Source organism: Polaromonas sp. 39-63-25 (assembly GCF_002278925.1).
In the GTDB taxonomy this organism is placed as follows: Bacteria; Pseudomonadota; Gammaproteobacteria; order Burkholderiales; family Burkholderiaceae_C; genus Polaromonas.
This window is the reverse complement of record NZ_NCJH01000012.1, coordinates 73,051-90,537: the sequence shown is the minus strand read 5'-3', so window position 1 is coordinate 90,537 and position 17,487 is coordinate 73,051. Positions and strand designations below refer to the sequence as shown.

Here is a 17,487-nt window from a genome sequence, read left to right as displayed (position 1 = left end):
AGAAGAATCAAGAAGAAGAACAACAGGCTACGCACAGAGCTTGTTTGGAAGGCGCCGCCGCAGCGCCTGTTTCAGGCCCTTTCACGGTCAATCAGCACCGAAGCTGCGTTCCGCGTGAACGCTAAATTATCTATCGAGAGACAAATTTTCTATCGAGGCCGAGGCCTAACCTATAGACTATGAGCGTTCACACACTAATCAGGGAAGGCCGCAAGCGGCTGGGCATGAGCGAGCAGCAGTTTGCTGACGCTGCAGGTGTCAGCCGCGGGGCCGTACAACAATGGGAAAGACCAGGCGGCACCGCGCCAAAACGTTCCAACCAGCGCAGGGTGGCAGAGCTGCTTGGCGTTTCCGTGGCCGAGTTGATGTCTGGCGGTTCCAACGTCAGCCCGGGCTTTGACGTGAGGGCTGAAGTGCCTCTGATCTCCGAAGTACAGGCCGGAAATTACACGGTCATTGACAACTTCAGTCCCAAGGACGGGCTGGAAATGGTGCCGGTGACCGTTGCCATCAAGCGGCACACCTTTGCGTTGCGTGTTCAGGGGGACAGCATGGTTGGCGACAGCCTCGACTCCTTCCCCGAAGGCTCCCTGCTGATTGTGGAGCCCGAAATGCAGGCCGTGCCGGGCGACTATGTGATCGCTCTCAACGGCAAGAACCAGACGACCTTCAAGCAGCTCATCAAGGACGGTGGCGAGCTGTTCCTCAAGCCGCTCAATGTGCGCTACCCCATCCGTCCCCTGGGCACTGCCGAGATCATCGGCGTCGTGCGCGAATTCACCAAAAAATTCCGCTAGCCCCGGCGACTGGCGCAATCCGCTGACTACCACCGGCCCGGGTTCCACCAGGGTCCGTTTGGACGGGATTGGCGTGTTTTGGATAAAAATAAATTGTTTTAGATAGAAAAGTTATCTTTCTCCCGGGATTTGGTTAGACTCCCCGAAAGAGGGCGTGGGCGCGTGTTCAATGATTTGACGGAACCCCTGGGTTTATGCGCTTTGCTGCTGCCGTCTGCGGCCGGCGCCAGCATCCTGCTTCACAAAATGCATCTGCGTCGCGGCGCCCTCCAGCATGAGTGCCCCGAGCCAGTGGCCCATCACGACGCGCGGGCAGGTCGCTCCTGATGGACACGAAATGCGGCATCCCCTGAGTGATGCTCAGCTGTGGCCGGCAGCACTTGCGAAAGCGCTGCGCGCGGTGCTTCGGCGCTTCATTTGGTAACTGTTCCGGACGCCGTGTTTTGACCGGCGGGGTGTTTGTGATTTATGCTGGCTGCCAGGCGCAGGGTTGCGTCCGGCAGCGTGCCCACACAAGAAGGAGATACCGTGAACCTATCCACATGGCTGATGACCGCGCTGGGCCTTTTGCTGGGCGTCGGTCTGGGGATTCTGGCGCATTGGAGCTGGTCACGCCGCCGCGTCGAGCGCAAGCTGCGGTTGCCGGCGCGCTGGCTGCTCAATGCCCGCGGCCTGATGACCAGCGAGGAGCAGGAGGTGTGGAAGTGGCTGCGTACGGCTTTTGCGGACCATGCGGTGATGATCAAGGTGCCGGTCATGCGCTTCACGATTCCGAGTACCAAAAACCGGCCCGAAAACAAGGACCAGCACTGGCACGAGTTGCTGGAGGGTGTTTACTGCAGCTTCACTGTCTGCACGCTGGACGGCAAGGTGGTCGGCTGCGTCGATGTGCCAGGCAAACGGGGCCTGACCAGGGCGCAAAAGGACATGAAGGAAAGCCTGTTGCTGGAATGCGGCATCGGCTACACCACGGTGCGCAGCAGCAGTCTGCCTGCGGGCGGTGCCATGCGGGCGGCGTTTTTGGGCGAGGTTCCGATGTCGGAGGCCGAAGCCGAGGAGACCCGTGGCGGCGACAGCAGCTTTCATGCGGCGCTTGACGAGTTCACCAGTGAAAAGGTGCGCGCCGCCAAGGCCGCCGCCCTCAAGGAGCTCAAGGACAAACAGGCTGCCGACACCGACCCCCGGGAAAAGAGCCGCCCTGTCGGCTTCAACCCGGATGGCACCGGGTCCTTCACGACCAGTGACAAGCCGGGTCGTTTCGCGACCGCATGGGAAGACTCGTTCACCATGCCAGCCGACGGCCCGCGCGCCAGGTAATCCGTTGGCAGGGGCTACCCCCCAGAGCCTGTCCAGGCGGCCATGGCCGCCTTTTTTTTCGGCCGCTGAAAGACCCGTCCTACAGACAGTCGCGTGCGTGGCGCTGTCCGGCGGGCGTGATCTCCCTCAGGTCGGGTGCGTCCGTCTTCCTAGACTGGGGCATCTTTCACCGTTCAGGAGAACAACATGATCAAAACCAACCCCACATTTCGCGCGCGCAACGCATGGGCCGGCTTGGGGCTGTCCCTGCTGATGGGGGCTGCGCTGGCGCAGGCGCCCATCACGGCGACCGGCACCACGGGCATTGACGCCTCGGGCAATACGCAGAAGGAGCGCGCCGCCTGTATGGAGGGCCGGTCCCAGCAGGACCAGGCCACCTGTCTCAGGGAAGTGAACAATGCCGCTGCCGAAAAACGCAGCGGCAAGCTCGACAACAGCGGCGCCCAGTTCGAAGCCAACGCCCGCCTGCGCTGCGAAGCGCTCACGGGTGAAGACCGCGCGGCTTGCCAAGCCCGTGTGATCGGCTATGGCAACGCCAGCGGCAGTGTCGCCGGCGGCGGGGTGATTCGCGAAGTCGAAACCGTGGTCGTGCCGGCTGGCGCCACATCGGTTCGCATCGAGCCGCAGACCAGTGCGCCGGTGCTGCTGGTCCCGGTCCCGGTCCCCGTCCCGCAGAAATAAGTCCGGCAGAATTGCCTCCGACATGCCCCCAATGAAAGCAGGCACCCTTGACTGACAAGCCCAGACATTTCTCCATGCTGCGGGAGTTCCACCTCGCTGACTTCCTCACGCTGTGTAATGCGGCCTGCGGCGTTGCGGGTGTTTTCCTGGCCATGCTGTATGCGGTCGAGGGGGCCAAGGCCTGGTTTTATACGGCGGCGGCCATGGCGCCCGCCGCATTTATTTTTGACGTGCTCGACGGACGCGTGGCGCGCTGGCGCAGCCAGCATTCGGCGTTGGGGCGGGAGCTCGATTCGCTGGCGGACATCATTTCCTTTGGGGTGGCGCCGGCCGCACTGGCGTTTGCGGCGGGCCTGCGTGGCGGCTGGGACTGGATTGCGCTGATCTATTTCGTCTGCTGCGGCGTGAGCCGGCTGGCACGGTACAACGTCACGGCCGAAACGCTGTCGGCGGGAGCCGCCAAGGTGGCCTATTTCGAGGGCACACCGATTCCGACCAGCGTGCTGCTGACCGCCTTGCTGGCCGTGGCGGCCTGGCAGGACCGCCTGGGTGACCAGATCTACGGCGGTGTCTGGATGGCTGGCCCCTGGGCGTTGCATCCCTTGTCGCTGCTGTTTGTGTTGTCCGGCACCCTGATGCTGAGCAAGACGCTGCGTATTCCCAAGCTCTAGTCCCAGGTTTTCACCGCCCGGTGGTACTGTCTATGCAGACAAATCCGCCTCCAGCCCCTGTGGGGATTGCGCAGGCAGCGATCAAAAAAGAAGCGATGAACGGCACGTGGCGCTTGCCGTGGGCTCGCCTTGTCAGCCGGCGCTGACAGTGCTTTTCAGATTTCGCCTATGGCGGGAGTGGTGCGTTGCATGGAAGATCACAGCATGGTCATCCATTCAGACACCCACCATCACCAGCCTGCCTGGTTCTCCAGCACACCGCCCCGGCGTGTGCTGGGGTCGTTGGTAGCTTATGTTTTGGCGGTGTTCGTGGGCATCGCCGCCGTGGTCGCCCTGGCTACTGCGGAGGTTCCGGTGAACGCCTGGATCGCTCCGTTTTGACCCCCCCCCATGTCGGCCACCCATCGCCCCCATCCTTCCGAAAATGGTGAGCCCCTGTCGCCTGGCGGCAAAACCGTGCCTGCGCCTGTTGAATTTCCGGTCGAGCCTGACCTCGGTCCCGTGCCCGCCCCGGCGCATCCGGAAGAGCCCGGTACGGTTCAGCCCGCCATTTAACCGGCCATGTCTGCTCCCCTCACGAAAGCCCAGCAGGCCCTGGCCGACTATGACGAGGCGCGGGCTGACTACATGCGTTTTCTGAGCATGGACCCGCCCGACTACAAGGCGGTCAACGACGCGATGGTGGCCATGGATGAAGCCCATATCCGCTTCAAGCTGGCGATGGGCGACTTCGACCCACCGACCCATCTGCGTCCGCTGTAGCAGCCTTGGCGCGCCCGTGGCCCATGACCCGCTGATCCCCGGGTGCCTGCAATCGTGGCACCACGCCACGGCCGACCGGTCACCTGCTGAAAGCCCCCTGTGCAGGACTGCTTTGACGACATTCGCCTGGACTGACGCCGTGGCCGCACGATGGCTGGCGGGTAGGTGGTCTCCGACAACCGGAGATTGAGTTGACCTATGTCGTCAGTGCTCTGGCTTGCTCACAATGAATGGCACGAAGGGGCCGGATCAGCGGACCCTGCACTGTGGATCCAGCAAGCCGGAGATGAAATGCAGGCACCCCTCACCACTTCTCACATGCGTCCCACCGTTGCCCTGGCTGACTACGATTTTCTACGGGCAACCTACGAGATGCTGCTGCGCGCACCGGTGCCCGACCGGCGAGCCATCGACGCGGCCTTCGCCGCGCTGGACGCGGCCCACGCGCGCCTGAAAGCGGCCCACTTGCAGCTGGCGTTCGGCCTGTTGAACTAGACTTTTTTGCAGAGGCGGCGCCTGCACCTTCGCCAACTGCATGGCCAAAACCGTCCGTGACGTGCCGTTCCCGCAGGCTCGATGACTAATGCCTGGGCTTGCGGGGCGCATGTTCACAGTTTCTGCCAAAAAGTCCTCGCAGCCTTTTTCCCGCAAGCGCAAGCAGCTATCAAATAAATAGCATTCCAAAGAATTCCGGTCTTCGCGACGCGGGCGCCTGGCTTCAGCGATTCATGGGTTCAGCAAAATGGTGACCAGCAGCGAGGCGGCTGTGGTGGCTTTCAGCGCATGCGGTTCGCCGCCGGACAAGGCCATCAGTTCACCGGCACCCAGCGTGCGCGACAGTCCGGGGGTGCTGACCACGGCTTGCCCCTCCAGGCACTGGATGGTGATTTCGCCCGGCACCTGGTGTTCGGGCACGCTCTGGTCGGCCGCCAGCACCAGGCGCATCAACTGCAGTTTCCCGGTCTTGAGCAGGCTGTGGGTTTTGACATCCTGCAGCTTGCCGGCGAGGGGCTGCACATTGATGATGTCGAGCGGTTGCGCGTGGTCCAGGGCCATGGTGTATTTCCTTCGGGGTCTGTTGTCACACTAACCAGCCCCAGGGGTTTTGTCCATAGGCAGGATTCGCCAGCGCTCGCTGGCGCGTGTGCGGTGGATAATGGGCGCCAAAAAGGGGCTTTCCGCCACGCTCATGCCTGACCTCCCTTGCTTCCGATTCCTTGTCCGCCCGCGTGCGTGGTTGCGCGGTTTCCCGCTGATGCTGGCGCTGCTGATCTCCCCGCTGCTGCATGCACAGGACGGCGCGCTGATGATCGGCCAGCAGGGCAGCTACACTCTGTCCCGCGCCTTCATGGTGCTGGAAGACCCAGGGGGCCAGCTGTCGCTGGACGAGGTGCTGCAGCCGGCGCAGCAGGCGCGCTTCAAAACGGTGGCCCAGAGCGGGTCAGCCACCAACTTCGGCCTGACCTCGTCGGCCTTCTGGCTGCGCATCACGTTGCAGGCGCAGACCGATACACCGGCGCCGTGGCTGCTGGAGGTCGCCTATCCGGCGATCGACCAGCTGGACCTTTACACGGCGACTCCCCGCGGAGGGTTTGAACACCAGCGCGGCGGGGACCTGTTGCCCTTTGCCAGCCGGGCCGTGCCGCACCGCAACCATGTGTTGCCGGTGATGCTGCAGCCCGGCGCTGGAACCACGCTTTACCTTCGTGTGCAGTCGCAGGGAACGCTGTCGGTTCCGACCCACCTGTGGCAGGCCGGGGCACTGTGGCAGCACGACCAGCGGGAGTACGCGCTGCTCGCCCTCTACTTTGGCCTGCTGATCGGTCTGCTGCTGTACAACCTGCTGCTGTATTTTTCGGTGCGCGACCGGGCCTACCTGATTTATGTCGGTTTTGTCGGTGGCATGGCCGTGTCGCAGGCCGCGTTGACGGGACTGGGCGGGCAGTTGCTCTGGCCTGGACAGACCTGGTGGAACGGTGTGTCGCCGCCGGTGGGCATGGCCACGGCGGCCGCTTTCGGGCTCCTGTTCGCACGCAACTTCCTCAACAGTGCCGTGCGCATGCCGCGCATCAACCGCGTGATGCTGGCCCTGACCGGCGCCTGGCTGCTGGCGCTGCTGGTCGCGCTGCTGCTGCCCTACACGGTTTCGACGTGGATGGTGACCGGGCTGGCTGTCGTCAGTGTTCCCGTGGTTGTGCTGGCCGGCGTGTTCAGCATGCTGCAGAAATTTCCCGGCGCACGTTATTTCCTGACGGCGTGGGCGGTGTTGTTGTTGGGGGTGGCGACCTTTGTGCTCCACAACACGGGCATCCTGCCGACCAACCTGCTGACCTCCAATGCCCTGCTGATCGGTTCGGCGCTCGAGATGGTGCTGCTTTCGTTTGCGCTGGCCGACCGCATCAATGTAGCGCTGGCCGAAAAAGAACAGGCCCAGGCCGCCAGCCAGGCCGACCAGGCCACGGTCGAAGCCCTGCGCCAGTCGCAGGAGCGTTACCGCGCGGTGCTGCAGGAGCGCGAAACCATACTGGCCAACTCCATCGTCGGCATTGCGTTTCTGACGCCGGAAGGGCGCTTTCGCTGGGCCAACCAGGCCATGCTCGAAATTTTTGCCGCCGGCGACCAGCCACTGACCTCGATGGAGCCGTTTTACCTGTCGCGCGCGGACTACCTGCGCGTCGGGGGCGAGGTGGCAGCCTGCATCCGGGAGGGCCGGGCTTACGAAACCGAGATCCAGGTCCGCCAGTACACCGGTTCACACATCTGGATTTCGCTGTCCGGCAAGGCCGTCAGCCCGCGCGACCTGACGCAGGGCACGGTGTGGGTGATGACGGACATCACCCGGCGCAAGGAGCTGGAAGCTGAGCTGATACGTACCTCGTCGGAGCGGGAAGCCATCCTGAACAGCGCGCTGGTGGGCATTGTGCTGTCCGTGTCGCGCAGGCTGGAGTGGGTCAACGCCAAGTTCGCCGAGATGATGGGCTATCCGCGCGAGGACCTGATCGGCCAGTCGGCCCTGCGACTGCACACGGACGCAGCCGCGTGGGAAAACTTCGGGCAGCGTGCGCGCGAAGCCCTGAGAGGCACCGGCAGCTACACCTGCGAGCAGCAGTTTCAGCGGCGCAACGGCGAGCTTTTCTGGGTGGAGGCGGGCGGCAACTGCCTGCGGCCGCTTGAGCCGGAGGCCGGGGTGATCTGGACTTTCCTGGATATCACCGAGCGCAAGAAATCGGAACAGGACACGCGCGAGGCGCTGGAGCGGCAGCGGGAACTCAACGAACTGCGCAGCCGTTTTGTGGCCATGACCAGTCACGAGTTCCGCACGCCGCTGGCCAGCATCCTGTCGTCGGGGGAAATCCTCAAACATTATGGTGAGCGCCTGCCCGCCACCGAGAAGGCGGAAGTGCTCGACACCATTGCGGCCAGTGTGCAACGCATGACCCGCATGCTCGACCGCGTGCTGCTGATCGGCAAGGCCGAGGCGCAGATGCTGGAGTTCGAACCGCGGCCCCTGGACCTCGAAAAACTCTGCCAGCAGCTGGTGCAGGAGGCGCGCGCGCTGCACCCTGGCAGCCCGTGCGAGCTGCGCCTGCTGTTTGCGGCCGACGGTGGGGCGGGGCTGCACGACGAAAAACTGCTCAGGCACATCCTGGGCAACCTGCTGTCCAACGCCGTCAAGTATTCGCCGCTGGGCGGGGTGGTGCTGTGCCGAGTTTTTCTGGCGGACCGGCAACTGGTGCTGGAAGTGTCGGACAACGGCATCGGCATTCCCGCCGATGAAATCACCCACCTGTTCGAGTCCTTTCACCGCGCCAGCAATGTCGGCGCCATTCCCGGCACCGGCCTGGGCCTGGCCATTGTCAAGAACGCGGTGGACCTGTACGGTGGCACGATTGAAGTCAGCAGCCTGGTGGGCCCGGCCGGTTCAGGCACCTGTTTCACGGTGCGCCTGCCGTTGAGGCTCCAGACACAGGACGCGCTGGTTCAGCCCGCCCTGCTGTAGCCCAAACAGGCTATAGATTTTTTCCAAATACACGACAGTGAATTGGACTGCTCTCACCCTCGCCCTCTGGGAGAGGGTCGGGGTGAGGGATTGAGCGTTCCGACTGTCCTGAGTTTTGAAACGCTCAATAGGCTAGCCGCTTCAGGCCTGTTGCGGGGCCGCTGTGCCGGCTGGCTGGCTGAACACTTCCAGCAGGCGGTCGAGCCCGCCCTCGTTGATGGCGACCATGGCCTGTTCGCGCACCTTCGGCTTGGCGTGGTAGGCCACCGAGAGGCCGGCCACCCCCATCATGGGCAGGTCGTTGGCGCCGTCGCCCATGGCGATGGCCTGGGCGGGAGCGATGTCGAGCATGGCGCAGGTTTGCAGCAGCATTTTTTTCTTTTCCTCGCCGTCGCAGATGTCCCCCCAGGGCTGGTCCACCATGCGGCCGGTCAGCAGGCCGTTCTCGATTTCCAGAACGTTCGAGCGCGTGTAGTCGATACCGAGCTCGTCACGCACACGGTCGGTGAAAAAGGTGAAGCCCCCGCTGACCAGCAGCACCTTCAGGCCGGCCGCCTTGCAGGCATGCACCAGTTCGGCGGCGCCGGGGTTGAGCTTGAGCCGCTGGTGGTAGACCTCGTCCATGCTGTCGACGCTGACGCCCTTGAGCAGGGCCACACGCCGGCGCAGGCTTTCCTTGTAGTCGGCAATTTCACCGCGCATGGCCGCTTCGGTGATGGCGGACACTTCGGCCTTGCGGTCGGCGGCGTCGGCAATTTCATCGACACACTCGATGTTGATCAGCGTCGAGTCCATGTCGAAGGCGATCAGTTTGAAGTCGCCGAGTTTGAGGTCGGGCGTGGTGAGTTTGACGGCTAGGCCTGGGAGGGTTTCAGCAGGGGTCATGCGGGCGTGGCTTCCGTGGTGGTTTTGGGTTGTCCGAGTGATTTCAGTACGTCGCGAACCATTTGCGCCCGGTCCTTGGGTTCCTTGAGTTCGCGTTCGATGCGCAGCTTGTCGTTGCCGGCCAGCTTGATGTGTCTGTTCTTCTGGATCAGGTGCATGATGGCCATCGAATCGATGGGCGGGTCCTTCCTGAAAGTGATGTTGATCAAGGTGGGCGCCGCATCGACCTTGACCACGCCGTAAGGCTTGGCGATCACGCGCAGGCGGTGCACGTCGATCAGGGTCTGCGCCTGCGCCGGCAGCTTGCCGAAGCGGTCCACGATTTCCTCGAGCAGGCTGTCGATCTGGTCGGTATTTTTGGCGGTCGCGAGTTTCTTGTAGAACGACAGGCGCAAATGCACGTCGCCGCAGTAGTCACTCGGCAGCAGGGCCGGCGCATGCAGGTTGATCTCGGTGCTGACATTGAGCGGCGCCAGCAGGTCGGGCTCGCGCCCGGCTTTGAGCGAGGCCACGGCCTCGTTGAGCATCTCGTTGTAGAGCTGGAAGCCGATCTCCATCATGTTGCCGCTCTGGTTTTCGCCGAGCACCTCGCCGGTGCCGCGTATCTCCAGGTCGTGCATGGCCAGATAGAAACCCGAGCCGAGCTCTTCCATCTGCTGGATGGCTTCGAGCCGCTGGCTCGCCTGTTTGGTCAGGCCTTCGATGTCGGGCACCATCAGATAGGCATAAGCCTGGTGGTGGCTGCGCCCGACGCGGCCGCGCAGTTGGTGCAACTGCGCCAGGCCGAACTTGTCGGCGCGGCTCATCACGATGGTGTTCGCACTGGGCACGTCGATACCGGTCTCGATGATGGTCGAGCACAGCAGCAGGTTGTAGCGCTGCGCCACAAAGTCCTTCATGACTTTTTCGAGTTCGCGCTCCGGCATCTGGCCGTGCGCCACGGCGATGCGCGCCTCGGGCAGCAGGGCCTCGAGTTTTTCGCGCCGGTTCTGGATGGTCTCGACCTCGTTGTGCAGGAAGTAGACCTGACCGCCGCGCTTGAGCTCGCGCAGCACCGCCTCGCGGATCACGCCGTTGCTTTCGCTGCGCACAAAGGTCTTGATCGCCAGCCGGCGCTGCGGCGCGGTGGCGATCACGCTGAGGTCGCGCAGGCCCTCGAGGGCCATGCCCAGGGTTCGCGGAATCGGCGTGGCGGTCAGCGTCAGCACATCGACCTCGGCGCGCATGGCCTTCATGGCCTCCTTGTGGCGCACGCCGAAGCGGTGCTCCTCGTCGATGATGAGCAGGCCCAGACGCTGGAACTTCACGTCCTGGCTCAGCAGCTTGTGCGTGCCGACCACGATGTCGATGCTGCCGTCGGCGATGCCCTTGATCGCGGCGGTGATTTCCTTGCCTGAGCGGAAGCGGCTCATCTCGGCGACCTTGACCGGCCATTTGGCGAAGCGGTCGACCAGCGTCTGGTAATGCTGCTCGGCCAGCAGGGTGGTGGGCGCCAGCAGCGCGACCTGCTTGCCGCCGGTGATCGCAATGAAGGCCGCGCGCAGCGCCACCTCGGTCTTGCCGAAACCGACATCGCCGCAGACCAGGCGATCCATGGGGCGCGGGCTGATCATGTCCTGGATCACGGCGTGGATGGCGGCGCGCTGGTCGGCGGTTTCCTCGAAGCCGAAGTCGTTGGCAAAACTTTCATAGTCGTCGGGCGAATAGCGGAAGGCGTGGCCTTCGCGCGCGGCGCGGCGGGCGTAGATGTTGAGCAGCTCGGCGGCCGAGTCGCGCACCTGTTCGGCGGCCTTGCGTTTGGCCTTTTCCCACTGGCCGCTGCCCAGGCGGTGCAGCGGGGCCTCGTCGGCGCTGACGCCGGTGTAGCGGCTGATCTGCTGCAGCTGGCTGACCGGCACATACAGCGTCGCGTCGTCGGCGTACTGCAGGTGCAAAAACTCGGTGTTGCCCTGGCCCAGGTCCATGTTGACCAGGCCCTTGTAGCGGCCTATGCCGTGGGCGCTGTGCACCACGGGGTCGCCGACATTGAGCTCGGACAGGTCCTTGATCAGTGCCTCGACATCGCTGACCTGTTCCTGCTTGCGGTTGCGCCGCCGGGTGACGACACCTGCGGCAAACAGCTCGGTTTCCGTGACGAAGTCAATGTCACCGGCCAGCCAGCTGAAGCCGGTGTTCAGGGCCGCGGTGGCAATGCCGAGTTTTTCGCTGCTGTGCTGGAAGTCTTCCAGCGAATCAAAGGCCGGCGGACTGACACTGCTGGCGCGCAGGAAGTCGAGCAGGCTTTCGCGCCGGCCGTCGCTTTCGGCCAGCAGCAGCACCCGCTGCGGCGTGTTGCGGATGTGTGCCTTCAGCCGTGCGAGCGGATCTTCCGCGCCGCGCACCACCGACATCTCGCCGAGTTTCTGGAAGTTCGCGTTGTCGGCCACGTCCTCGACCGCCGGGCGGATGGCCAGCTGCGCATATTCGTTCGCGCGTGCGTAAAACTGCTCGGTGCCGAGGAACAGCGCTTCCGGCGGCAGGGCCGGGCGGTCCGGCGCATCGCGTACCAGGCGGTAGCGGTCCTTGGTGTCCTGCCAGAAACGCTGGAAGGCCGGCTCCAGGTCGCCGTGCAGCACCACGGTGGCGTCGCTGCCGAGGTAGTCGAACACGGTCGCCGTGTCGTCGAAAAACAGCGGCAGGTAGTACTCGATGCCGGCCGTCGCCACGCCGTTGCCTATGTCCTTGTAGATGCGGCTCTTGGTCGGATCGCCGTCCAGCAGTTCGCGCCAGCGGTTCCTGAACTTGGTGCGCGCCTCGTCGTCCATCGGGAACTCGCGGCCCGGCAGCAGCCGCACTTCAGGCACCGGGTACAGGCTGCGCTGGCTGTCGGGGTCGAAGGTACGGATGGAGTCGATCTCGTCGTCGAACAGGTCCACGCGGTAGGGCACGGCCGAGCCCATGGGAAACAGGTCGATCAGGCCGCCGCGCACCGCGTATTCGCCGGGGCTGACCACCTGCGAGACGTGGGTGTAGCCGGCCAGGGTCAGCTGGCTCTTGAGTTTGGCCTCATCGAGCTTTTGCTTGACTTTGAAATGAAAGGTGTAGCCGGCCAGGAAGGACGGCGGCGCCAGGCGGTACAGCGCCGTGGTGGCCGGCACGATGACCACGTCGGCGCCGGTCTCCTTGTCGTGCTGGCTGATGCGCCACAGGGTGGCCAGGCGTTCACTGATGAGGTCCTGGTGCGGCGAGAAGGTGTCGTAGGGCAGGGTTTCCCAGTCGGGAAACAGGGCGCAGCGCAGGGCCGGTGCAAAAAACGCCAGTTCGTCGAGCAGGCGTTGCGCGGTGGCGGCGTCCGCCGTGACGATGGCCGTGAGCCGGCCGGCCGCTTTTTCCCTCAGGCCCAGCTGCGCCAGCAACAGGGCATCGGCGGAACCAGCGGGTTGCGGCAGGGTGTAGCGTTTGCCAGGGAGCAGTTTGGGTAGATCCATGAAACAGTCGGAATAAGGTAACAGGAAAGCGGCGGAAAAAAGGAAAACACCCCAAACGGTGCAGAGTGGGGTGTGAACGGCCCTGGCTGGCCTTTGACGCCCCGATTTTAGAATCTATGATCAAGCCATGACGCCGATCCCGCCGAAATCCCTGGTTCCCCGCTTTTTTGCGCTGATTCCATGCGCGGGTCAGGGCATGCGCGCCATGGGTGACAACGCGGCACAGGGCGCAGCCGCGGCCTTGCCCAAGCAGTACCAGCCGATAGCCGGCCTGCCCATGGTGCGGCACACACTGCAGGCTTTTGCCGCGGTGGCGCGCATTGATTCCTGCCTCGTGGTGGTGGCGCCTGGCGACGATTTTTTCAGCGGGCAGACCGCCACCGGCTATGAGGTGGCGCCCTGCGGCGGCGCCACACGCGCCGCCAGTGTGCTCAATGGGCTGGAGCAACTGGCCGCCAGCGGCGCCGAACTCGATGACTGGGTGCTGGTCCACGATGCCGCGCGTTGCCTGGTTACGCCCGCGCTGATCGACCGCCTGATCGACGCCTGCCACTGCGACCCGGTGGGCGGCCTGCTGGCCCAGCCGGTACCCGACACGCTCAAGCAGGGCCGGGACGAACGCGTGGTCGCCACCGTGGACCGCTCGGACAAATGGCTGGCCCAAACGCCGCAGATGTTCCGTCTGGGCGCCCTGACGCAGGCCCTGAAGATGGCGCAAACCCTGGGCGAGCCGGTGACTGACGAAGCCAGTGCCATGGAAGCGGCCGGCGTGGCGCCGCAGCTGGTGCGCGGCAGTGCCCACAACTTCAAGGTCACCTGGCCGGAAGATTTCTTGCTGGCCGAAGCCCTGATCAAAAGCCGGACGCCGGCCAAGCCGCGGGTGCGCAAACCCGCCGCACCGAAAGCTGCACAGAAAGTTTTATCTGATGACACCAGCACCGAACCCAGCTGACTCCAAACGTGGGGAGAGCGTTGGGGCTCCATTCCGCATCGGTGAAGGCTGGGATACGCACGCGCTGGTGCCGGGCCGCAAGCTGATCATTGGCGGCGTGACCATGCCGCACAGCACCGGTCTGCTGGGCCACTCGGATGCGGACGTGCTGATCCACGCGATCATCGACGCGCTGCTGGGCGCCGCCGGGCTCGGCGACATCGGCAGCCATTTCCCCGACACCGATGTTCGCTTCAAGGGCGCGGATTCGGTGCTGCTGCTGCGCGAGACCGGTCGCCTGCTGGCTGAACGCGGACTTCGCATCGGCAACATCGACAGTACCGTGATCGCGCAGGCGCCGAAGCTGGCCAGCCACATTCCGGCCATGCGCGAGCGCATCGCACAAACCCTGGGCCTGGAGGCCGGCCGGGTCAACGTGAAAGCCAAGACGGCCGAGAAGCTGGGGCCGGTGGGGCAGGGGTTGAGCATCGAAGCGCGTGCTGTGGTGCTATTGTTTTAGTAGCTGCTTGCGACCGCCCGAAAAGGGCTGGAACCCTGTTTCATTCACAGGTGGCCGACTCCCTCTCCCCTTGGGAGAGGGCAGGGGTGAGGGCTACAGCGTGTGCCACCCCTGGCCGAGCGGGTCTTGCGAGGCGCGGGCCCTCACCCCAACCCTCTCCCGGGGGGGAGAGGGGGCAGACAGGCGTGGGGGTCAACCCCTCCTTAACTTGATGTGCGCAGCCAGTCCGCCCGAACTGGTGTTGGCCAGCGCGAACACGCCGCCCATGCGGTGCAGGGTTCGCTCGACAATCGCCAGGCCCAGCCCGGCCCCGGTGGCCGCCGTGCGGGCCGCGTCGCCGCGGAAAAAGGGTTTGGTCAGGTTGTTCAGGGCCTGCGGCGCGACGCCGGTGCCGTGGTCGCGCACCTTGATGAGCACCCACTGGTCGCGTTCCTTGGCTGCAATGTCGACCATGGCGATGCCGGTCTCCGGCGTCTTGCCATAACGCCGCGCGTTTTCCAGCAGGTTGGAAATCACGCGGGACAGTTCGACCTCGTCGGCCAGCACCACAATCTGGCCCGGCAGCGACACATTGACACGCATGTCGGCGTATTCGCCCACCGAATAGACGGCCGCCTCGATGATGGCATTGAGCGACACCGACGCCAGTTGCGGCGGGTCGGGCCGGGCGTAGTCCAGGAACTTGTCGATGATGGCGTCGAGCTGGGTGATGTCGGCGGCCATGTGGGCCCTGGCCTCCGGATCGGCCACGCTCATTTCTGTTTCCAGCCGCAGCCGCGCCAGCGGGGTGCGCAGGTCGTGCGAAATGCCGGCCAGCATGATGACGCGGTCTTCCTCGATTTTGGAGAGCTGCTCGGCCATGCGGTTGAACCCGATGTTGACCTCGCGGATCTCGCTGGTCGCTACCTGCTCGTCGAGCAGGCTGGCGTCGAAGTCACCGTCGCGCATGCGGCTGGCCGCAAACGACAGCTGCTTGAGCGGCCGGTTGATGAGGCGCGCAATCAGCGCGGCACCGACCAGCGACAGGATGGCCGCCGTGATCAGCCAGATCAGCCAGGTGCCGCCCTGCAGGGGCCCCAGCCGCGAAGGGTCGGTCAGCAGCCAGTAGGCGTCGCCGTCGATCTTGAACCCGACCCACAGGCCTGGTTGCCCGTTGACGGATTTGGCCACCACCGTGCCTTCGCCCATGCGGGCCGTCAGTTCGTCGCCAATACGCTCGCTGAAGGGATCGTTGACAAAGTGCTCGAACTTGTCGCGCGGTTCGCGCGGCGAGATGCGCACGCCTTCCTCCTCGGCCAGGGTCTTGATCAGCCAGACCCGGGTGATGGCGTCGGAGTATTTCAGCGCCGCGCGGCTCAGGTTGACCAGCGAGGCGAGTTGTTTGGCGCTTTGCACGGCACGCGGCTCGAACTCCAGCGCCCGGAAGGTCTGCAGCCAGGCGATGATGCAGCCAATCAGCAGCAGCGACAGGAACAGGAAGGTGCGCCAGAACAGGCTCAGGCCGACGCGCGGACGCATCTCCAGCGGCGCCGGTGCGGTTTCCAGTGCGGCGGGGGCAGTTTCCAGGTGTGCGGCGCGTGTGCCTTGCATTCGGGGACTCGGGAGAACGGGAGAACGGGAGAACGGGAGAGGTGGGTCGGCCCGGTCAGCCCGAGGGGAGTCTGGCGTCCGGCAGCAAGTGGCGCTTTCGCTTTAGCTCGTGCCGTCCGGCACGAAGACGTAGCCTATGCCCCACACGGTCTGGATGTAGCGGGGCACGGCAGCGTCCACCTCGATCAGCTTGCGCAGGCGCGAGACCTGCACGTCCAGGCTGCGGTCAAAGGGCTCGAACTCCCGGCCGCGTGCCAGTTGCGCCAGCTTTTCGCGCGACAGCGGCTGGCGCGGATGCCGCACCAGCGTCTTGAGCATGGCGAATTCCCCGGTGGTCAGGGGCAGCTCCTCGCCGTTTTTCTGCAGGGTACGCAAGCCCATGTCGAAGCTGAAGGGGCCGAAATTGACCACTTCCTGCTCGCTCGATGGTGCGCCCGGCACTTCGACCGCGGGGCGGCGGCGCAGCACGGCATGGATGCGCGCGAGCAGTTCGCGCGGGTTGAAAGGCTTGGCCAGGTAGTCGTCGGCGCCGACTTCCAGGCCGACGATGCGGTCCACGTCCTCGCCCTTGGCCGTCAGCATGATGATGGGGGTGCGGTCGTTGGCGGCGCGCAGGCGCCGGCAGATGGACAGGCCGTCTTCACCGGGCATCATCAGGTCGAGCACGATCAGGTCCACGGCGTCGCGCATCATGATGCGGTTCAGGGCCTTGCTGTCCTCGGCCAGGATGACTTCAAAGCCTTCCTGTGTCAGGTAGCGGCGCAGCAGGTCGCGGATGCGGGCATCGTCGTCAAGAATCAGGATCTTGTCAGCGCGGGTTGAATTGCTAGCTTGTGTCATAAGGCGATCGTAATTTGTAACAGAGCCAATTCTGCGGGCTAAAAACGCGGATTCGAGATTTTTCGTGCACTTTGACAGACTGTTACAGAAGTTGCAGTTGCGGGCAAGCGCGATAAGGGAGAGATGCGAACCAATGGCACGCTTGGGTCTTTGGATGGCAACCATTGGCGGCAGATGCTGACAAGCCGGACCTCAAAAACCACTTATCGTTTCGCCGGTGGCGCGGCTTGTTTCGCGTGCCAGCTGCTTTTTAATTCAACTGAAAGTGATCCCTTGAAAAAAACCGCCCAACTCTTTGCCGCCTGCGCGCTCCTGGCCGCAAGCACAGGCCTGTTTGCCCAAAACCAGCCTGCACCTTATGCGCCGCTGCAAAACGTTGCTCAGCTGTCGGCCAGCGCGGCCGTCGAAGTGCAGCAGGACCTGTTGTCCATCGCAATGACGACCACCCGGGACGGCAGCGATGCCGCCACGGTGCAAAACCAGCTCAAGCTGGCCCTGGAGGCGGCGCTGGCCGAGGCCAGAAAAACCGCCCAGCCTGGCCTGATGGATGTGCGCACCGGCAACTTCAGCCTGTACCCGCGTTATGGCAAGGACGGCAAGATCAATGGCTGGCAGGGCAGCACGGAGATGGTGCTGGAGGGCCGGGATTTTGCGCGTATCACGGCGGCGGCCGGCAAGGTCCAGACCCTGAGCCTGGGCAATGTCGGTTTTGCGCTGAGCCGCGAGGCCCGTGCCCGTGTCGAGGGGGATGCGCAGGCGCAGGCGATCGAGCGTTTCAAGGCCAAGGCCGGCGAGATTGCGCGGGGTTTCGGTTTTTCCGGCTACACGCTGCGTGAAGTTTCCATCAATGCCAATGACCAGGGCCCCATCCGTCCGCGCGTGATGGCCATGGAAGCCAAGTCCGCGATGTCGGACTCGGCGATTCCGGTCGAAGCCGGCAAAAGCACCGTGCTGGTCAATGTGTCGGGCTCCGTGCAGATGAAGTGATGACCTGCCCTCCGGCGGGCGGCCCGTTCGGCCGTACCG

The 17,487-nt window shown here is 64.3% G+C and carries 16 protein-coding genes; 11 read left to right on the top strand and 5 right to left on the bottom strand.

Translation table 11 applies throughout. The features are described 5' to 3' along the window. Nucleotides 1–179 precede the first annotated feature (179 nt). From B7X65_RS15755 to B7X65_RS15725, 7 genes are all read left to right on the top strand, one after another. Nucleotides 180–797: a S24 family peptidase gene (locus tag B7X65_RS15755; protein ID WP_293595244.1), complete on the top strand. Its 618-nt coding sequence runs from the start codon at nucleotides 180–182 to the stop codon at nucleotides 795–797. A 528-nt stretch (nucleotides 798–1,325) separates the two neighbouring features. Continuing rightward, on the top strand, nucleotides 1,326–2,114 hold the full coding sequence (locus tag B7X65_RS15750) for a DUF2726 domain-containing protein (RefSeq protein WP_293595243.1): 789 nt from the start codon (nucleotides 1,326–1,328) through the stop codon (nucleotides 2,112–2,114). 186 nt (nucleotides 2,115–2,300) lie between these two features. Further along, the gene (locus B7X65_RS15745; RefSeq protein WP_293595242.1) at nucleotides 2,301–2,795 is read left to right on the top strand and encodes a hypothetical protein; all 495 of its coding nucleotides are present in this window, start codon (nucleotides 2,301–2,303) and stop codon (nucleotides 2,793–2,795) included. 74 nt (nucleotides 2,796–2,869) lie between these two features. Further along, the gene (locus B7X65_RS15740) at nucleotides 2,870–3,466 is read left to right on the top strand and encodes a CDP-alcohol phosphatidyltransferase family protein (RefSeq protein ID WP_293595291.1); all 597 of its coding nucleotides are present in this window, start codon (nucleotides 2,870–2,872) and stop codon (nucleotides 3,464–3,466) included. A gap of 204 nt (nucleotides 3,467–3,670) precedes the next feature. Continuing rightward, nucleotides 3,671–3,847: a hypothetical protein gene (locus B7X65_RS15735; protein ID WP_293595241.1), complete on the top strand. Its 177-nt coding sequence runs from the start codon at nucleotides 3,671–3,673 to the stop codon at nucleotides 3,845–3,847. 180 nt (nucleotides 3,848–4,027) lie between these two features. Then, complete coding sequence (locus tag B7X65_RS15730; protein ID WP_293595240.1) at nucleotides 4,028–4,228, top strand: hypothetical protein; 201 nt, start codon at nucleotides 4,028–4,030, stop codon at nucleotides 4,226–4,228. 318 nt (nucleotides 4,229–4,546) lie between these two features. After that, complete coding sequence (locus tag B7X65_RS15725; RefSeq protein WP_293595239.1) at nucleotides 4,547–4,723, top strand: hypothetical protein; 177 nt, start codon at nucleotides 4,547–4,549, stop codon at nucleotides 4,721–4,723. Between the two features lie 231 nt (nucleotides 4,724–4,954). Here B7X65_RS15725 and B7X65_RS15720 read toward each other — a convergent pair whose 3' ends face one another. After that, nucleotides 4,955–5,284, bottom strand: a complete 330-nt coding sequence (locus tag B7X65_RS15720; RefSeq protein ID WP_293595238.1) for a cupin domain-containing protein — start codon at nucleotides 5,282–5,284, stop codon at nucleotides 4,955–4,957. A 133-nt stretch (nucleotides 5,285–5,417) separates the two neighbouring features. On the opposite strand from B7X65_RS15720, the gene B7X65_RS15715 reads away from it, so the two are divergent. Continuing rightward, entirely contained in the window at nucleotides 5,418–8,228 is a 2,811-nt protein-coding gene (locus B7X65_RS15715) for a 7TM diverse intracellular signaling domain-containing protein (RefSeq protein WP_293595237.1), read from the top strand. Nucleotides 8,229–8,369: 141 nt separating this feature from the next. On the opposite strand, the gene serB is transcribed toward B7X65_RS15715, so the two are convergent. After that, on the bottom strand, nucleotides 8,370–9,113 hold the full coding sequence (serB, locus tag B7X65_RS15710; RefSeq protein WP_293595236.1) for a phosphoserine phosphatase SerB: 744 nt from the start codon (nucleotides 9,111–9,113) through the stop codon (nucleotides 8,370–8,372). Continuing rightward, a complete protein-coding gene (gene mfd, locus B7X65_RS15705) occupies nucleotides 9,110–12,580 on the bottom strand; it encodes a transcription-repair coupling factor (protein ID WP_293595235.1) in 3,471 nt (1,156 codons plus the stop codon). The genes serB and mfd overlap by 4 nt, the downstream gene beginning before the upstream one ends. 127 nt (nucleotides 12,581–12,707) lie before the next feature. On the opposite strand from mfd, the gene ispD reads away from it, so the two are divergent. Further along, nucleotides 12,708–13,532, top strand: a complete 825-nt coding sequence (gene ispD / locus B7X65_RS15700) for a 2-C-methyl-D-erythritol 4-phosphate cytidylyltransferase (protein WP_293595234.1) — start codon at nucleotides 12,708–12,710, stop codon at nucleotides 13,530–13,532. Further along, the gene (ispF, locus tag B7X65_RS15695) at nucleotides 13,507–14,031 is read left to right on the top strand and encodes a 2-C-methyl-D-erythritol 2,4-cyclodiphosphate synthase (protein WP_293595233.1); all 525 of its coding nucleotides are present in this window, start codon (nucleotides 13,507–13,509) and stop codon (nucleotides 14,029–14,031) included. The genes ispD and ispF overlap by 26 nt, the downstream gene beginning before the upstream one ends. A 192-nt stretch (nucleotides 14,032–14,223) precedes the next feature. Here the strand turns inward: ispF and B7X65_RS15690 are convergent, their stop codons facing one another. After that, complete coding sequence (locus tag B7X65_RS15690; RefSeq protein ID WP_293595232.1) at nucleotides 14,224–15,621, bottom strand: ATP-binding protein; 1,398 nt, start codon at nucleotides 15,619–15,621, stop codon at nucleotides 14,224–14,226. 102 nt (nucleotides 15,622–15,723) lie between these two features. Beyond that, nucleotides 15,724–16,461 carry a two-component system response regulator OmpR gene (gene ompR / locus B7X65_RS15685; RefSeq protein WP_077594572.1) on the bottom strand — a complete coding sequence of 246 codons (738 nt, stop codon included), beginning with the start codon at nucleotides 16,459–16,461 and terminating at the stop codon, nucleotides 15,724–15,726. Nucleotides 16,462–16,734: 273 nt separating this feature from the next. Between ompR and B7X65_RS15680 the strand changes: the two genes are divergently transcribed. Next, the gene (locus B7X65_RS15680; RefSeq protein ID WP_293595231.1) at nucleotides 16,735–17,448 is read left to right on the top strand and encodes an SIMPL domain-containing protein; all 714 of its coding nucleotides are present in this window, start codon (nucleotides 16,735–16,737) and stop codon (nucleotides 17,446–17,448) included. The last annotated feature ends 39 nt before the right edge of the window (nucleotides 17,449–17,487 follow it).

Coding starts and splice junctions, on each gene's coding strand:
- B7X65_RS15755 (WP_293595244.1), top strand. CDS start 180: ATGAGCGTTCACACACTAATCAGGGAAGGCCGCAAGCGGCTGGGCATG.
- B7X65_RS15745 (WP_293595242.1), top strand. CDS start 2,301: ATGATCAAAACCAACCCCACATTTCGCGCGCGCAACGCATGGGCCGGC.
- B7X65_RS15740 (WP_293595291.1), top strand. CDS start 2,870: ATGCTGCGGGAGTTCCACCTCGCTGACTTCCTCACGCTGTGTAATGCG.
- B7X65_RS15735 (WP_293595241.1), top strand. CDS start 3,671: ATGGTCATCCATTCAGACACCCACCATCACCAGCCTGCCTGGTTCTCC.
- B7X65_RS15730 (WP_293595240.1), top strand. CDS start 4,028: ATGTCTGCTCCCCTCACGAAAGCCCAGCAGGCCCTGGCCGACTATGAC.
- B7X65_RS15725 (WP_293595239.1), top strand. CDS start 4,547: ATGCGTCCCACCGTTGCCCTGGCTGACTACGATTTTCTACGGGCAACC.
- B7X65_RS15720 (WP_293595238.1), bottom strand. CDS start 5,284: ATGGCCCTGGACCACGCGCAACCGCTCGACATCATCAATGTGCAGCCC.
- B7X65_RS15715 (WP_293595237.1), top strand. CDS start 5,418: ATGCCTGACCTCCCTTGCTTCCGATTCCTTGTCCGCCCGCGTGCGTGG.
- serB (WP_293595236.1), bottom strand. CDS start 9,113: ATGACCCCTGCTGAAACCCTCCCAGGCCTAGCCGTCAAACTCACCACG.
- mfd (WP_293595235.1), bottom strand. CDS start 12,580: ATGGATCTACCCAAACTGCTCCCTGGCAAACGCTACACCCTGCCGCAA.
- ispD (WP_293595234.1), top strand. CDS start 12,708: ATGACGCCGATCCCGCCGAAATCCCTGGTTCCCCGCTTTTTTGCGCTG.
- ispF (WP_293595233.1), top strand. CDS start 13,507: ATGACACCAGCACCGAACCCAGCTGACTCCAAACGTGGGGAGAGCGTT.
- B7X65_RS15690 (WP_293595232.1), bottom strand. CDS start 15,621: ATGCAAGGCACACGCGCCGCACACCTGGAAACTGCCCCCGCCGCACTG.
- ompR (WP_077594572.1), bottom strand. CDS start 16,461: ATGACACAAGCTAGCAATTCAACCCGCGCTGACAAGATCCTGATTCTT.